Annotated in this window: 15 protein-coding genes; 7 read left to right on the forward strand and 8 right to left on the reverse strand. The window is 60.7% G+C overall.

What is annotated here, in order from left to right; all coding sequences use genetic code 11:
- Positions 1-6 precede the first annotated feature (6 nt).
- A complete protein-coding gene (gene tsaE / locus E4O97_RS08535; RefSeq protein WP_032878210.1) occupies positions 7-477 on the reverse strand; it encodes a tRNA (adenosine(37)-N6)-threonylcarbamoyltransferase complex ATPase subunit type 1 TsaE in 471 nt (156 codons plus the stop codon).
- A complete protein-coding gene (locus E4O97_RS08540) occupies positions 465-1,325 on the reverse strand; it encodes an NAD(P)H-hydrate dehydratase (RefSeq protein ID WP_078820142.1) in 861 nt (286 codons plus the stop codon). The genes tsaE and E4O97_RS08540 overlap by 13 nt, the downstream gene beginning before the upstream one ends.
- 63 nt (positions 1,326-1,388) lie before the next feature.
- On the opposite strand from E4O97_RS08540, the gene queG reads away from it, so the two are divergent.
- Complete coding sequence (queG, locus tag E4O97_RS08545; protein WP_032878214.1) at positions 1,389-2,453, forward strand: tRNA epoxyqueuosine(34) reductase QueG; 1,065 nt, start codon at positions 1,389-1,391, stop codon at positions 2,451-2,453.
- Here queG and E4O97_RS08550 read toward each other — a convergent pair.
- On the reverse strand, positions 2,450-3,067 hold the full coding sequence (locus E4O97_RS08550) for a trimeric intracellular cation channel family protein (RefSeq protein WP_172833454.1): 618 nt from the start codon (positions 3,065-3,067) through the stop codon (positions 2,450-2,452). The genes queG and E4O97_RS08550 overlap by 4 nt on opposite strands.
- 207 nt (positions 3,068-3,274) lie before the next feature.
- Entirely contained in the window at positions 3,275-3,817 is a 543-nt protein-coding gene (orn, locus tag E4O97_RS08555; protein WP_005784217.1) for an oligoribonuclease, read from the reverse strand.
- A gap of 108 nt (positions 3,818-3,925) precedes the next feature.
- On the opposite strand from orn, the gene rsgA reads away from it, so the two are divergent.
- Positions 3,926-4,957 (forward strand): small ribosomal subunit biogenesis GTPase RsgA, encoded by a 1,032-nt coding sequence (gene rsgA / locus E4O97_RS08560; RefSeq protein WP_005784215.1) that lies wholly within the window; start codon positions 3,926-3,928, stop codon positions 4,955-4,957.
- Positions 4,958-5,197: 240 nt separating this feature from the next.
- Positions 5,198-5,407, forward strand: coding sequence for a hypothetical protein (locus E4O97_RS08565; RefSeq protein ID WP_078820139.1), 210 nt, complete (start codon positions 5,198-5,200; stop codon positions 5,405-5,407).
- A gap of 61 nt (positions 5,408-5,468) precedes the next feature.
- On the opposite strand, the gene motB is transcribed toward E4O97_RS08565, so the two are convergent.
- Positions 5,469-6,488: a flagellar motor protein MotB gene (gene motB / locus E4O97_RS08570; protein ID WP_032878216.1), complete on the reverse strand. Its 1,020-nt coding sequence runs from the start codon at positions 6,486-6,488 to the stop codon at positions 5,469-5,471.
- A 3-nt stretch (positions 6,489-6,491) separates the two neighbouring features.
- Entirely contained in the window at positions 6,492-7,343 is an 852-nt protein-coding gene (gene motA, locus E4O97_RS08575; RefSeq protein WP_005784209.1) for a flagellar motor stator protein MotA, read from the reverse strand.
- Positions 7,344-7,509: 166 nt separating this feature from the next.
- Here motA and E4O97_RS08580 point away from each other — a divergent pair, with 166 nt between their 5' ends.
- The 3 genes from E4O97_RS08580 to asd are packed head-to-tail and all read left to right on the forward strand — an operon-like array spanning position 7,510 to position 10,794.
- Positions 7,510-9,045: an HDOD domain-containing protein gene (locus E4O97_RS08580; protein WP_032878218.1), complete on the forward strand. Its 1,536-nt coding sequence runs from the start codon at positions 7,510-7,512 to the stop codon at positions 9,043-9,045.
- Positions 9,046-9,102: 57 nt separating this feature from the next.
- Positions 9,103-9,918 (forward strand): rhodanese-like domain-containing protein, encoded by an 816-nt coding sequence (gene rhdA / locus E4O97_RS08585; protein ID WP_248161132.1) that lies wholly within the window; start codon positions 9,103-9,105, stop codon positions 9,916-9,918.
- Positions 9,919-9,933: 15 nt separating this feature from the next.
- Positions 9,934-10,794, forward strand: a complete 861-nt coding sequence (asd, locus tag E4O97_RS08590; protein WP_032878223.1) for an archaetidylserine decarboxylase — start codon at positions 9,934-9,936, stop codon at positions 10,792-10,794.
- Between the two features lie 140 nt (positions 10,795-10,934).
- Here asd and serB read toward each other — a convergent pair whose 3' ends face one another.
- Positions 10,935-12,149 carry a phosphoserine phosphatase SerB gene (gene serB / locus E4O97_RS08595; RefSeq protein WP_057702577.1) on the reverse strand — a complete coding sequence of 405 codons (1,215 nt, stop codon included), beginning with the start codon at positions 12,147-12,149 and terminating at the stop codon, positions 10,935-10,937.
- A gap of 133 nt (positions 12,150-12,282) precedes the next feature.
- On the opposite strand from serB, the gene E4O97_RS08600 reads away from it, so the two are divergent.
- Positions 12,283-13,818 carry a HAMP domain-containing protein gene (locus E4O97_RS08600; RefSeq protein ID WP_032878227.1) on the forward strand — a complete coding sequence of 512 codons (1,536 nt, stop codon included), beginning with the start codon at positions 12,283-12,285 and terminating at the stop codon, positions 13,816-13,818.
- 116 nt (positions 13,819-13,934) lie between these two features.
- On the opposite strand, the gene E4O97_RS08605 is transcribed toward E4O97_RS08600, so the two are convergent.
- On the reverse strand, positions 13,935-14,648 hold the full coding sequence (locus tag E4O97_RS08605; RefSeq protein WP_005784196.1) for an ABC-type transport auxiliary lipoprotein family protein: 714 nt from the start codon (positions 14,646-14,648) through the stop codon (positions 13,935-13,937).
- Between the last annotated feature and the right edge of the window lie 183 nt (positions 14,649-14,831).

A 14,831-nucleotide genomic window follows, 5' to 3' on the forward strand; every position in this document is an offset into this window, starting at 1 on the left:
CCAATTTTATTTGAATTCCAATGCCAGAGCGGTGCACCACGCTTCAGCGCGCACGCTCTGGGGCAACAACTTCAGCTGACGTCCGTGCTCATGCGGCGTAATGGTAATGGTCATGTCTGGCTTTGGCAAAAAGCCTGTGCCTTTATCTGGCCATTCGATCAGGCACAGCGCATCTTCATCGAAGTAATCACGGATGCCCATGTACTCCAGTTCCTCTGGATCTACCAGGCGATAAAGATCGAAGTGGAAAGCACGCACGTCGCCGATCTCGTAGGGCTCGACCAACGTAAAGGTCGGGCTTTTTACCGCGCCGGTATGGCCCAGGCCGCGAATAATCCCCCGGGACAATGTGGTTTTGCCTGCGCCGAGATCGCCTTCGAGAAAGATCAACCCTGCCCCTTGCGTGACCTGCGAAAGACGCTGCCCCAACGCGACCATGGCCTCTTCATCTGCCAGGAAAAGAATTACTTCAGGCACGGCGACTGCTCCTCCAGCAATTGACGAATGGCAGGGATCAGGTCGCTGGCAGCCAGCCCCCGACCAAAACTGCCCTGGCGGTCGCCAGCGGTAGCGTGCAACCACACGGCCAGGCAGCTTGCCTCGTACGCGGGCATACCCTGAGCCAATAGCGCGCCGACCAGACCAGCCAAGACATCCCCAAGCCCCGCCGTCGCCATCGCCGGGTGGCCTTGATCACAACGGGCAAGCCGTCCATCCGGGCTGGCAATCAAACTGCCAGCACCCTTGAGGATAGCCACTGCATTGAATTTGTGACTCAACGCGCGCGCCACATTAAGGCGATCGGCCTGAACCTCGGCTGTCGATAGCCCCAACAAACGCGCAGCTTCGCCCGGATGAGGCGTAATCACACAGTTGGCCGGCAGCTCGACGCTGCCAGTGGCCAGTTGATTGAGCGCGTCGGCGTCCCACACCTGCGGCTGGCGGGCATTGGCCGCGACCGACAACAGGCTTTTGCCCCAAGCGGCATCGCCCAGGCCTGGGCCAATGACGATCACCGAGATTTTTTCCAGCAGGCCCATCAACTGGTTGGCCGAGCTCACGCCGACAGCCATGACTTCCGGCAGCCGGGCCAGAGCGGCTGGCACATGTTCCGGTCGAGTTGCCAGCGAGACCATGCCGGCGCCACCGCGCAGGGCACTTTCGGTGCTCAGCAGCGCCGCACCGCCAAAGCCACGGTCACCACCGATAACCAGCAGGTGGCCGAACTGGCCCTTATGGGCGTCCGGAGAACGCGCAGCCAGTTGCGGCAAATGGCCGGGCAACAACAGCTGAACGTCGGTAATTGGGTGTTTTGTCTGAGGCATGCGTCTTCAAGCTCCGATGTCTGGCAGAATTATACGCATCTAACCTGTGGTTTCCCGTGTCTCATGCCTGCTATTACCTCCGATCTGCCCGCCCTCGCCCAATCGATCAAAGACTGGGGCCGCGAGCTGGGCTTTCAACAAGTCGGCATCAGTGGCCTGGACCTGGCTGAGCATGAACAGCACCTGCAACGCTGGCTCGACGCGGGCTACCACGGCGAGATGGACTACATGGGCGCCCACGGCAGCAAACGCTCCCATCCCGAGGAACTGGTACCCGGCACCTTGCGCGTGGTGTCACTGCGCATGGACTACCTGCCCGGCGACACCCAGATGGCGCAACTGCTGGGCCAGCCGGAAAAAGCCTATATCTCGCGCTACGCCCTGGGCCGCGACTACCACAAGCTGATCCGCAAGCGCGTGCAGCAGCTGGCCGACCGCATCCAGGCGCAGATCGGGCCGTTCGGCTTTCGCGCCTTTGTCGACAGCGCGCCGGTCCTGGAAAAAGCCATCGCCGAACAAGCCGGACTGGGCTGGATCGGTAAAAACACCCTTGTGCTCAACCGCAAGGCCGGCAGTTATTTCTTCTTGAGCGAACTGTTTGTCGATTTACCGTTGCCGGTGGACCCACCCCACACTACCGAGCACTGCGGCCGTTGCACGGCGTGCCTGGACATCTGCCCCACCAACGCCTTCGTCGGCCCTTACGTGCTGGATGCCCGGCGCTGCATTTCCTACCTGACCATCGAGCTAAAGAGCGCCATTCCCGAGGACCTGCGCCCACTGATCGGCAACCGCGTCTTTGGCTGCGATGACTGTCAGATCGTTTGTCCATGGAATCGTTTCGCTCGACCCACTGCCGAAAGCGATTTCAAGCCCAGGCACAACCTGGATAACGCCGAGTTAGCCGAACTATTTATGTGGGACGAGGATAAATTCCTCAGCAGCACCGAGGGCTCCCCCCTGCGCCGCGCCGGTTACGAGCGCTGGTTACGCAATCTGGCGGTGGGCCTGGGCAATGCGCCGTCAAGCATTCCGGTATTGGAAGCCTTGAAGGCGCGGCGGGACTACCCCTCAGAGCTGGTTCGCGAGCATGTGGAATGGGCGCTGAACCAGCACGCGGCCCGCTAGTGTACGTCGTCGTTGTAGACGAACTTGGGCATTTCCCAGTGAAAACGGATCGCCAGCAGGCGCAATAGAAAGCCGCTGAACAGCGTCAACAGAATCGCCTGTTCGCTCGGCAGTTCCAGATACAGGCACAGCAAGTAGAACCAGGCGGCCAGGAACGACACGCTGGCGTACAACTCGCGGCGGAAGATCAGCGGAATGTCGTTACAGAAGATATCCCGCAGGATGCCCCCGAATACGCCGGTGATGACCCCGCTGACGGACGCCACCAACATGCCGTGACCCATTTCCAGGGCGGTCATGCAGCCGATCAGGGTGAATGCCACCAACCCCAAGGCGTCCAGCGCCAAAAACAGTGAGCGCAGGCGGCGCATCAGCGGCGCGATAAAGATCGTCACCAGCGCCGCGACGGAGGTCAGCACCAGGTACTCCGGGTGCTTGACCCAGGTCAGCGGGTAGTGGCCGAGCAGCACATCGCGCACCGAACCACCGCCCAGGGCCGTCACGCAGGCGATGAGCACCACGCCAAACCAGTCCATGCCGCGCCGACCGGCGGACAAGGCGCCGGTCATGGCTTCGGCGGTGATGGCGATGAGGTAGAGCATCAACAGCATGATGGCGATCCTTGCAGGGAGGCCGGCAGTCTAATCATTTGCTGATGGCACCAAAAGGGGGCAAACGCTCTCCAACACTTGGATTTGCAAACCCATTCAAGTGTTGGAGGGGGCTTGCTCCCGATGAGGGAGTGTCAGTCAATGCATCTGGGGCTGACACAACGCCATCGGGAGCAAGCCCCCTCCCACATGTTCAGCAGTCGCCCGTTTTCAAGCCTTGATGAAATGCTTGCGGTAATGCTGCAACTCGGCGATCGACTCACGAATATCATCCAACGCCAGGTGCGTGCTGCCTTTATGGAAGCTGTCTTTGACTTCCGGCGCCCAACGCGCAGCCAGCTCTTTAAGCGTCGATACGTCCAGGTTGCGATAGTGGAAGTAGCTCTCCAGCGCCTTCATATGCGTATAAAGGAAGCGACGGTCCTGGCAGATGCTGTTGCCGCAGATCGGCGACTTGCCCTTGGGCACCCATTTTTCCAGGAATGCGATGGTTTCGGCTTCGGCTTCGGCCATGCTGATGCGGCTGTCGCGCACACGCTGGGTCAGCCCGGAGTTACCGTGGGTGCGGGTGTTCCACTCATCCATGGTGGCGAGCACGGCGTCGCTGTGGTGGATGGCGATCACCGGACCTTCGGCCAAGGTGTTGAGGTTGCTGTCGGTAACAATCGTCGCCATCTCGATGATGACGTCGCTGTCGGGGTTCAGACCGGTCATTTCCAGATCGATCCAAATCAGGTTCTGTGGGTTTTGCATGGCTTGATTCTCTTGGCACCTTGGCGTAGCTGCGCAGTTTAGCAGGCGGGGCCGTGCTAGACTCGCGACCGTTTTACCCAACTTTTGCATTATCGACACGGAACACCAATGGCCAAACGCCAGCTCAACCGTCGCCAAAACTGGCGCATCGAAAAGATTCAAGGTGAACGCGCAGCGCGTGCCGCCAAACGTGAATCCTCCGCCGTGGAAGCGCTCGAGGGCGGCGATCTGGGCCCCGAACAAACGGGCCTGGTGATCGCGCACTTTGGTGTGCAAGTCGAAGTCGAGGCGCTGGAAGGCGAACTCGCAGGCTCGGTGTCCCGTTGCCACCTGCGCGCCAACCTGCCTGCGCTGGTGACCGGCGACAAAGTCGTGTGGCGCGCCGGCAACCAGGGCATCGGCGTGATCGTCGCCCAGTTGCCGCGTAGCACCGAACTGCGTCGCCCCGACAGCCGTGGCCAGCTCAAGCCGGTGGCAGCCAACGTCGACATGATTGTGATCGTGTTCGCACCGTTGCCCGAGCCCCATGCCAACCTGATCGACCGCTACCTGGTCGCGGCCGAACATGCCGGCATCCGCCCGCTGTTGCTGTTGAACAAATTCGACCTGATCGACGAGCAAAACGCCCCGGCGCTCAATGCGTTGCTGGCGGTCTATCGCACCCTGGGCTACCCGGTGCTGGAAGTGTCGGCCCATCACGGCAACGGCATGGAACAGCTGCAACAGCAGCTGGACGGGCGGATCAGCGTGTTTGTCGGCCAGTCTGGCGTGGGCAAGTCATCGCTGGTCAACAGCCTGTTGCCGGAAGTCGATACCCGCGTGGGGCCACTGTCGGAACTGTCCGGCCAGGGCACTCACACCACCACTACCGCGCGGTTGTTCCACTTCCCCGGCGGCGGCGAGCTGATCGACTCCCCGGGCATCCGTGAATTCGGCTTGGGCCACGTCAGCCGCAGCGATGTGGAGGCGGGCTTTATCGAGTTCAACGACCTGATCGGCACCTGCCGCTTCCGCGACTGCAAACACGACCGCGAGCCGGGCTGTGCATTGCTCAAGGCCCTGGAAGATGGCCGCGTGCAACAGCAGCGGATGAACAGCTATCGGTCGATTATTGCGAGCTTGCCTGAGAGCAGTTATTGACGGTCAATTTCTTGATACACATAAACCACGGCGCTGAACGCCCTAGCCCATTGATTTAACAGGAGCGGGAATCAAGAATCCGGATCAACTGGGTGGCTCATAAACACAAGCCAGCTTGTATTCAGATTTCCTGATGCCCATAATTGCTCCGTCACCAGCGAAAGCTGGCAGGAGTCTGGATCCTTTTCGGGGTTGATCCAGCGGCGCAGAAGGGGCGAAGCAAGCTCCGCTGCGTGTCGAATGAAGCCGCCTTCGGGCGGCTTTGCTTTTTGTGGGGAATTAACATTGGCTCTCTACTATCACCCCAAACAAGGCGACGTGCTGCTGTGTGACTTCACACGAGGTTTTGTTGCACCGGAAATGCTGAAAATCCGCAAGGTTGTCCCACGCCTGTGCGCCGACGACATGCGAGGCGTAGTTAATGGTGTCAAAGCCTACCTGCCACTCTGACCGCCAATGAAAACGCCCCGAATGATTCGGGGCGTTTTGGTTTCTGCTGTAGAGAGATAAGTTACGAGGCCGGCGCAGGCACCGTAGGATCCTTCATCCCACCGTCATCAAACAGGTTCAGCTTCTGCCGCAACTCATGGGCCGGCAGTGGTTCCTGCTCAGGCGGCAGTGCGTTGGGGTCGGCCGGCACTTCGCCAGGGGCACCATCGCCCTGAGTCGGTACCGGTGGCGGTGGCTGGTCGCCTTCAATCGCACGCTGGGCTTTTTTGGTCAGCACCACGATATCGATACGGCGGTTGACCGGGTTGAACGGGTCTTTGGGATCAAATAACTGCGATGAGGCAAAGCCCACCACCCGTGCCACTTGTGGGTCCGGATAGCTGCCGGCCACCAGCGCACGGCGGGCGGCGTTGGCGCGGTTGGCCGAGAGTTCCCAGTTGCCGAAGTCGCCCTGGCCCGCGTAGGGCTTGGCGTCGGTATGGCCGCTGATGCTGATCTTGTTCGGTACCGCCTTGATGGTGTCGGCCATGGCCAGCAGGATGTCTTCAAAGTACGGCTTCAAGCGCGCACTGCCGGAATCGAACATCGGCCGGTTGGCGGCGTCCGTGATCTGGATGCGCAGCCCTTCGGGCGTGATCTCGAACGAAATCTGGTCCTTGAACTTCAGCAGTTGCGGGTTTTCCTCAACCTTGGTCTGCAACTCCTGCAGCAACAGTTCCAGGCGTTCCTGCTCGACCTGCTCGGCCATGGTTTCGACGGTATCGCGCTCAATCGGGATTTTTTCCTGGGGCGACTCAGTTTGCACTTCCGGGTTGATGGTGCGCTCTGGCGCCAGTTGCGGTGAACCGCCCAGATCGATGACAAATGGCGTACCGCTTTCCGAAAAGCCAATCGGGTCTTTGAAGTAACCGGCGATGGCGATCTTCTGTTCCGGTGTGGCGGTGGACATCAGCCACAGCACCAGGAAGAACGCCATCATCGCCGTGGCAAAGTCGGCAAACGCGATTTTCCAGGCACCACCATGGTGCCCCGCAGCGAAGCGCTTGACGCGCTTGATGATGATCGGCTGGTTGTTTTCCATGGCTTAGCGACCGCGAACCGCTTGTTCCAGCTCGGAGAAACTTGGGCGATGCTTGGGGTACAGCACCTTGCGCCCGAACTCCACGGCCAGCGATGGCGGCATCCCCGATGCCGAAGCCACCAGGCACGCCTTGATCGCTTCGTAGAGGTTGACCTCTTCCTTGGCATCGTGGGCCAGGGAAGTAGCGAGCGGGCCGAAGAAGCCATAGGCCGCGAGAATACCGAAGAAGGTACCCACCAGCGCCGCACCCACGTGCATGCCGATGGCCGCTTGATCGCCCTCGCCCAAGGACGCCATGGTCACCACGATACCCAGCACCGCCGCGACAATACCGAAACCGGGCATGCCATCGGCGATGCCGGTCACGGCATGGGAAGGATGCTCCAGCTCTTCCTTGAGGCTGAACAACTCCATGTCGAACAGGCCTTCCAGCTCGTGGGGAGCCATGTTACCGGAGGACATGATGCGCAGGTAGTCACAGATATACGCGGTCATGCGCTCATCTTTGAGCACGGCCGGGTACTTGGCGAAAATCGGGCTGGCGGCGGCGTCTTCGATGTCGCCTTCGATCGCCATCATGCCTTCGCGGCGGCTCTTGTTGAGGATCTCGTAGATCAGCCCCAGCACTTCCAGATAGAAGGTGTGGGAAAAACGCGAACTGAACATGCCCAGCGATTTCTTGATCACGTGCATGGTCATGTAGCCGGGGTTGGCCTGCAAGAATGCGCCAAACGCGGCGCCGCCGATGATCAGCACTTCGAAAGGTTGGATCAATGCGGCGATTTTACCGTGGGAGAGGACGTACCCTCCGAGCACACTTGCGATGACGACAATGATGCCGATAATTTTAGCCATAGGAGATGGGTACTTGCGCCGTCGGGTTCATGGACATAGTGGGTGCAGCAGAAAACTCTTGTTCTACTTATCGGCAAAACTGCGCCAGACTATAGCCCGTTAAGGCGAAAAGCCAATTCGGCCCGTTCCGGGTGTGTTGAACACAAGTGATGATCGCGCCCCAATCATGGCAATCGAAACGACAGTCCCAACGAACCGCCCCACCACCCTCGCCGCTTGGATCAAGCGCCTGGACGACGTGCTGCTGCCCGTTCCCCAGGCCAACCATGAGCGCGTGTGCAAAGCCATCCGCGACAGTCGCAGTTCATTGCGAGATATTGCCGAGCTGATGCAAAACAGCCCGGCGCTGGTGCTGAGCGTGATGCGCGAGGCCAACAGCCAAGCCCATGGGAGCCTGGCCGAGCCCGCCGAAAACCTCGAAGTAGCGCTTAACCGTCTCGGCCTCAAACGTGCCGAGGAGTTGCTGGCACGCCTACCTTCGGTGCCGGCTGGAGAAATCCCAGCCGCATTGCGCCAACTGCTGCTGGTCAGCCAGCACGCGTCCCAGCAAGCCAACGGCTTGTTCGGCAGTCGCCTGGCGCGGCTATGGCAGGACATCCACTGGGGCAGCCTGCTGTTTCTGTCGCCACTGTGGCCGATGGCCGTCGCCTACCCCAAGCTTTTGGAGGAATGGGAGCTGCGGGTGATTCACAAGGGCCAGTCGGCGCGCCAGGTCGAGCAGGAACTGTTCGGTGTGCGCTTGCTGGACCTGTGCCTGGGCCTGACCGAAGCCTGGCACCTGCCGATCTGGGTTTCGCAGGGCTACAAGCTGCTGCTGGCCGAGCAACGCCTGCTGGTCAAGGCGCTGCACATTGCCCGCGAAGACGACGCCTTGCGCCACCAGCAATTGCTCGACGCCGACCCCAACCTGCGCCGCTGGCTGAACCAGCCAGCCAATACCGTGTTGCTGGCCAACGGCCTGGCGATGTCCGCCCAGGAATCCTGGACCTGCCCGCACACCGAACGCTGGCAATACCTCACCGCGCTATACCTGCAAGTGCCCTTGAGTGATGTGCAACAACAGGCGCACCAGCAGGCAGTCACGAGCGCCCGCACCACCTTGATGCCCGACCTCTGGCACCCGGCGCTGTCGCTGATCTGGCCGTGGCATGTGCAAAAAGTCCATCGCGGCTTGTTGCCCGCGCCGCCGCCCACGGCTGAAGCCCTGGCCGTATGGCGCACTCATTGCACCGAGTTGCTGGTTGAGCCGAGCCGCTTTGCCAACGCCATGCACCTGACCACCTGCGCCAAGCACGCCTTGGTTGCCAGTGGCATGCAGCGGGTGTTGTTGTTCATGGCCGATCGCGCCCTGAGCACCCTGCGCGTGCATCAGGCCGACGGTTTGCCCAGGGACGCCGCGCACCTGAGCCTGGATGTGGTCAACAGCACATTGCTGCAACGCCTTCTGGAAAAGTCCGCTCAGGTGCGTCTGACCCCCGACAACCATGCGCAGTTTTCCGCCCTGCTGCCGCCTATCCTGCGTCGCCTGTTTACGGGCGAGCACTTGCTGCTGCGTTCGCTGAGCTGCAATGGCCGCGTGGTGATGCTGGTAGTGGCGGACCAAGGCGGCGGACCATTCTCGGAAACCACCGTGCAGGCGTTCGGCAAAACCGCCCAATGCATCGAAAAAGCCCTGCACAGCTTTACCAACCGCAGCGCCTGATGCTTGCGCTACAATCAGCGGCCTTTATCACCAACATTTGTGCCCAGGAGACCTCACATGCCTGACTTCTCTGGCTTGCCGCTGGTGATCGAATCCAGTGACCTGCTCGCTCAACTGGATGCCGAGCACTTGATTCTGGTGGACCTCACCAGTGCCGCCCGCTACGCCGAAGGGCATATCCCCGGCGCGCATTTTGTTGACCCCAAGCGCACCCAACTGGGCCAGCCACCGGCACCCGGCTTGCTGCCGAGCAAGGCCGACCTGGAAAAACTGTTCGGCGAACTGGGCCACACCCCGGACGCGACCTACGTGGTCTATGACGACGAAGGCGGCGGCTGGGCCGGACGCTTTATCTGGATGCTCGACGTGATCGGTCACCAGAAATATCACTACCTCGACGGCGGCCTGCTGGCATGGCTGGAGGAAAAGTACCCACTCTCCATCGAAGTGCCCGCGCCGGCAGGCGGCCCCGTCAGCCTCACGTTGCACGATGGCCCCACGGCTACCCGTGAGTACCTGCAAAGCCGTCTCGGCGCGGCCGACCTGGGCGTCTGGGATGCCCGCGGCCCGCTGGAATATTCCGGCGAAAAAGTGCTCGCCGCCAAGGGGGGCCATATTCCCGGCGCGGTGAATTTCGAATGGACCGCCGGCATGGACAAGGCGCGCAACCTGCGCATCCGTCGCGACATGCCACTGGTCCTCGAAGAGCTCGGGCTGACCCGCGATAAAGAAATCATTACCCACTGCCAGACTCACCACCGCTCTGGCTTCACCTACCTGGTGGCCAAGGCGCTCGGTTATCCACGAGTCAAAGGCTATGCCGGTTCCTGGGGCGAATGGGGCAACCACCCCGACACCCCCGTTGAGATTTAAGGTTTAAGGACAGTTATGAAAAAGCAGTTGTTTATCCTCAGCCAGTACTTGCTGCCACACCACTTGCTCTCGCGCCTGGCCGGCTGCATTGCCGAGTGCCGCGTGCGCTGGTTCAAGAACGCCTTCACCGCCTGGTTCGCCAAGCGCTATCAAGTGGACATGTCCCAGGCCCTGGTTGAAGACCTGAGCGCCTATGAGCATTTCAACGCGTTCTTCACCCGCGCCTTGAAAGACGGCGCCCGCCCGCTCGACCAGACTCCCGGTGCCGTGCTGAGCCCGGCCGATGGCGCCGTCAGCCAGCTAGGCCCTATCGAACATGGCCGTGTGTTCCAGGCCAAGGGCCACAGCTTCAGCGTGCTGGAATTGCTCGGTGGCGACGCGGCGCTGGCTGCACCGTTCATGGGAGGCGATTTTGCGACTATTTACCTGTCACCCAAAGACTACCACCGGGTGCACATGCCACTGGCCGGCACCTTGCGTGAGATGGTCTATGTGCCAGGTCGGATTTTCTCGGTCAACCAGACCACCGCCGAAAACGTACCGGAGCTGTTTGCGCGCAACGAGCGGGTTGTATGCCTGTTTGACACCGAGCGCGGCCCGATGGCCGTGGTGTTGGTGGGTGCGATGATCGTCGCGTCGATTGAGACGGTGTGGGCCGGGTTGGTAACGCCACCCAAGCGCGAGCTGAAAACCTTCCGCTACGACGAAGCCGCACGTGCGCCGATTCATTTGGAAAAAGGTGCGGAGCTGGGCCGTTTCAAGCTGGGCTCGACCGCCATCGTGCTGTTCGGGCCGGATCAGGTGAAGTGGGCTGAAGAACTGGCAGCGGGTACGCCAGTGCAGATGGGCCAGGGTATCGCATTGCCGAAAGCCTGATATGCTGGTGACATCCTATGTGGGAGCCGGGCTTGCCCGCGATAGCGGAGTGTCAGTCAACACATCATTGACTGAACTGCCGCTATCGCGGGCAAGCCCGGCTCCCACATTTTTGACTGTATTTCTACAGTGAGATCGGCTTATAACTGACCGTCGCGGTCGCGCAAGCCCAGCAGATACAACACGCCATCGAGCCCCAGCGTTGAAATCGCCTGTTTGGCCGACTGCTTGACCAACGGCTTGGCGCGAAACGCCACACCCAATCCTGCAATCGCCAGCATCGGCAAGTCATTGGCGCCGTCGCCGACCGCAATGGTCTGCTCCAGGCGCAAGCCTTCCTTGTGCGCCAATTCCTTGAGCAGGTCGGCCTTGCGCTGCGCATCCACAATCGGCTCGACGGCCACGCCGGTCACCTTGCCATCCACTACTTCCAGCTCGTTGGCAAATACATAGTCAATGCCCAACTTCGCCTGCAACTGCTTGGCGAAGTAGGTGAAGCCGCCCGACAGGATGGCGGTCTTGTAGCCCAGGCGCTTGAGTTCGGCGAACAGGGTTTCGGCGCCTTCCGTCAGGCGCAGGGATGCGCCGATGGAGTCCAGCACGCTCACGTCCAGGCCCTTGAGCAACGCCAGGCGCTCCTTGAAGCTGGCACGGAAATCCAGCTCACCGGCCATCGCCCGCTCGGTAATCTCGCTGACTTGCTCGCCGACTCCCGCTGCCTTGGCCAGTTCGTCGATGACTTCGGCTTCGATCAGGGTGGAGTCCATGTCGAACACCGCCAAACGACGGTTGCGACGGAACAGCGAATCTTCCTGGAAGGCGATATCGACATTCAACTCCTGGGCCACGCTCAGGAATTCGGCCCGCAGCGCTTGCGCGTCAGCCGGTTCACCGCGTACAGAAAACTCGATGCAGCCCTTGCCTTTGTCGGCCGGGGTGTCCAAGGGCATACGACCCGACAGACGGTCAATGTGGTCGATATTCAACCCGTAGTGGGCCGTGATCGAGCTGACACGCTGCAATTGTTCAGCCGTTACCTTGCGAGTAAGCAACGTCACGATATGGCGTTTTTTGCCCTGGCCTTCCACCCAGTGCTGGTAATCAGCTTCGGACACGGGGGTGAAACGCACCTGTTGATCCAGCTTATAGGCCGTAAACAGGATGTCCTTGAGTACCGACGAAGCCTGTTCGGTGCTGGGGATCTCCACCAGAATGCCGAACGACAGGGTGTCGTGGATCACCGCCTGACCGATGTCGAGGATGTTCACACCACCCTGGGCCAGGACGCCGGTAATGGCCGCGGTGAGACCCGGTCGGTCTTCACCCGTGATGTTGATCAGGACAATTTCGCGCAAAGCGCACCCCCAGGCTGGAAAAAAACCGCATTCTACCCACTTTCAGTGACCATCGGGCACAGCCAGTGCTTTGCCGGTCATGGGCCTGTCGCTATACTGCGCGTCAACTTCACGGACCAAGAGCCGAGCGCAAGTGAACCGGCCCACGCCAGTAAAAACCGATAACTTCTTCCTGCTGATCTTCCGGGCACTGCGCCACCGCCGTGTACCGATCGCATTACGCATCGCCAGCCATAACGTGATCCTGGTCGCCTTGGCCCTGGTAATCTACGCCTGCGTGATGGGTTTGCAGTTCAAGCAGGCCATGCATGAGCAAGCCGACGCCCTGGGTGCGAGCCTGACGACCCAGACGGCCACCTCGGCGACTGAGTTGCTGGTGTCCAACGACATCCTCAGCCTCAACGTGCTGCTCAACAACCTGACCAAGAACCCGCTGGTAGCTCACGCCGCCATTTATAGCGTGGACAACCGGATCATGGCCGAAGCCGGGCAGCGCCCGAAGAACGGCTTGCTGGGTGAAGCCGAGGGCCTCTACCAGAGCAATATCACCTTTCAGGATGTGAAAGCCGGCCAACTGCGTATCAGCCTCGACATGCAGCAGTTCCAGCAGCCGATGACCATCAGCCTGCAAAGCATGGGTATCTTGAGCGCGATCCTGCTGGCCCTGGCCCTGGCCTTGAGCCTGCGCCTGGGGAGGCATATCTCCACACCGCTGATGCAACTGCGTATCTGGCTGCGGGATATCGACGAACACACCCCGGCCACTGATCGCCAGGATGAAATCGGCGACCTCGCGCGCCAGCTCCATACCAGCTTCGCTCCGGAGCCGAAAGCGCCTGAAGTCGAACCGGAACCCGAATACGACGATACCGACGACTACAGCGATGAGCCTGAGTTTGAAGTACGTGACCTGCGCGACCCGGGCTTTGACGAAAGCGCTCCGGTGGCCGGCCTCAAGCCTGCACCGCGCCATGTGGTCAAGGCCGAGGAAGACGAACTCGACGAGGAAGACCCCTTCGCCGACCTGCGCGATACCTCGGCCGTGGCCCCGGCCGCTGCGACAAAACCCGTTGCGGTGGTCAGGAACACCGAGCCGCAGCACAGTGCAGTACTCGCCGTGCAACTGGGCTCCCAGGAGCAGCTGCGCCGCCTGCCTCGTGCCCGGCTGACCGAACTGCTCGAACGCTACCGCGATTGTCTCGACCAGGCCGCCTCGTTGTACCAGAGCGAGCTGCACACGTTGAACGATGGCAGCACCCTGATGCTGTTCCACAGCGAAGACAGCGGCGAAGACTACCTGACCAATGCAATTTGCTGCGGCGAATTGCTGCGCGCGCTGGGCCATGCCCTGCAGATCGAAGTGGCCGACAGCGGCATTACCCTGCAATTGCAGCTTGGCTTGACCGTGGGTGATGACCTGTTCGGCATGAGCCAGATCGACCTGCTGCTCACCGAAATCGCCCAGGATGCCCTGGCCCTGTCCCAACACAGCCGCAACCTGCTGCTGGTGGAACGCAAGATCAGTGAAGACACGCTGATCCGCCAACGCGCACGTATCCGTCCGATTGCCAGCCCTGAAGGGGCCAGTTGCGTAGAGCGGTTGATGGAGCCGTACCCGTCGATGCTCGAGCGCCAGCTGGCGCGGATGCATGAGACCCGCAAGCCCTGAAATACCTACTGTGGAGTGGGTCCCGCTCCCACAGTTGATCTTCAACATGACTCAAATCCTGCACAAACAAAAAGGCCCGCTTATTCAGCGGGCCTTTTGTTTGGCTGCGATTCAGATCAGAACCTGAACACTTCCAGATCGGTACGAATCGGCGTAGCCATCGGCATCTTCGGCTTTTCCGGGGCTGCCGGTTTGGCCTGGGCTGGGGCCTGTTTACGCGGCTGCACCTCGGCAATCGGCGGCTGGTTCGCCAATGGCTTGAGCGCCACCGACAACTGCTGCGCCAAGTGCTGCAACAGCACACCCTGGGCCTGGACCTGAGAAGCGGTGGTGCCGGTATGTTCTTCCTGCAGGTGCACGATGCGGTTATCCCGTACTTGCCCGCGACGGTCGATCAGGCGCCACTGTGCATCCAGAATCGCCGGTTGCGATTTGCCGGAGTCGAGCCGCGTAATCGTCAGCAGCACCTGCACATCCGGAGTGAATCCCGATGGCCCTGGTGCCAGGACCACACGCTGGCTATCCAACTGCCCTGCAACCTGACGCAACATCAGTTGATTGATATCGGACGACAAGCTGCCCGCCCAACGACCATCAGTGGAACCTTGCAGGCTGCCGTCGTTCTGACGTTGCAGCAGGGTTTCGCGTTGCAGGTAATCGGCAACGACTACCGGACCGAGCAATACCGCCATGCCAGCCGTTTGGGCTGGCTGAGCCGGGCTACCGCTGTCCAGCTGGTACAGCGACACCGGTTGGTGCGTGCTGCAACCCGCCAGCCCCAAAAGGCCAGCGAGCATCAAAAATAGAGGAAGGCGTGGAGCAGTCATCATCCCATCCAAGTGGCTGCCACAAGGCGAACCACAATGTAATACTAAAAATAACCTGAACACGCTCGGCCACGCCGGCGCTGGAAAGGCCATATCATCCGTGAATATGCGCCATGACTCCAGCGCGAAAGCATCGATCTACAGGTTAAATCGTAGATCGAGTGCTCTAGGGGGCGTTCTCAATTA

The organism is Pseudomonas sp. W15Feb34, from assembly GCF_023127765.1.
Classification (GTDB): domain Bacteria; phylum Pseudomonadota; class Gammaproteobacteria; order Pseudomonadales; family Pseudomonadaceae; genus Aquipseudomonas; species Aquipseudomonas synxantha_A.

Coding starts and splice junctions, on each gene's coding strand:
- E4O97_RS08540 (WP_078820142.1), bottom strand. CDS start 1,325: ATGCCTCAGACAAAACACCCAATTACCGACGTTCAGCTGTTGTTGCCC.
- queG (WP_032878214.1), top strand. CDS start 1,389: ATGCCTGCTATTACCTCCGATCTGCCCGCCCTCGCCCAATCGATCAAA.
- orn (WP_005784217.1), bottom strand. CDS start 3,817: ATGCAAAACCCACAGAACCTGATTTGGATCGATCTGGAAATGACCGGT.
- rsgA (WP_005784215.1), top strand. CDS start 3,926: ATGGCCAAACGCCAGCTCAACCGTCGCCAAAACTGGCGCATCGAAAAG.
- E4O97_RS08565 (WP_078820139.1), top strand. CDS start 5,198: ATGAAGCCGCCTTCGGGCGGCTTTGCTTTTTGTGGGGAATTAACATTG.
- motB (WP_032878216.1), bottom strand. CDS start 6,488: ATGGAAAACAACCAGCCGATCATCATCAAGCGCGTCAAGCGCTTCGCT.
- motA (WP_005784209.1), bottom strand. CDS start 7,343: ATGGCTAAAATTATCGGCATCATTGTCGTCATCGCAAGTGTGCTCGGA.
- E4O97_RS08580 (WP_032878218.1), top strand. CDS start 7,510: ATGGCAATCGAAACGACAGTCCCAACGAACCGCCCCACCACCCTCGCC.
- rhdA (WP_248161132.1), top strand. CDS start 9,103: ATGCCTGACTTCTCTGGCTTGCCGCTGGTGATCGAATCCAGTGACCTG.
- asd (WP_032878223.1), top strand. CDS start 9,934: ATGAAAAAGCAGTTGTTTATCCTCAGCCAGTACTTGCTGCCACACCAC.
- E4O97_RS08605 (WP_005784196.1), bottom strand. CDS start 14,648: ATGATGACTGCTCCACGCCTTCCTCTATTTTTGATGCTCGCTGGCCTT.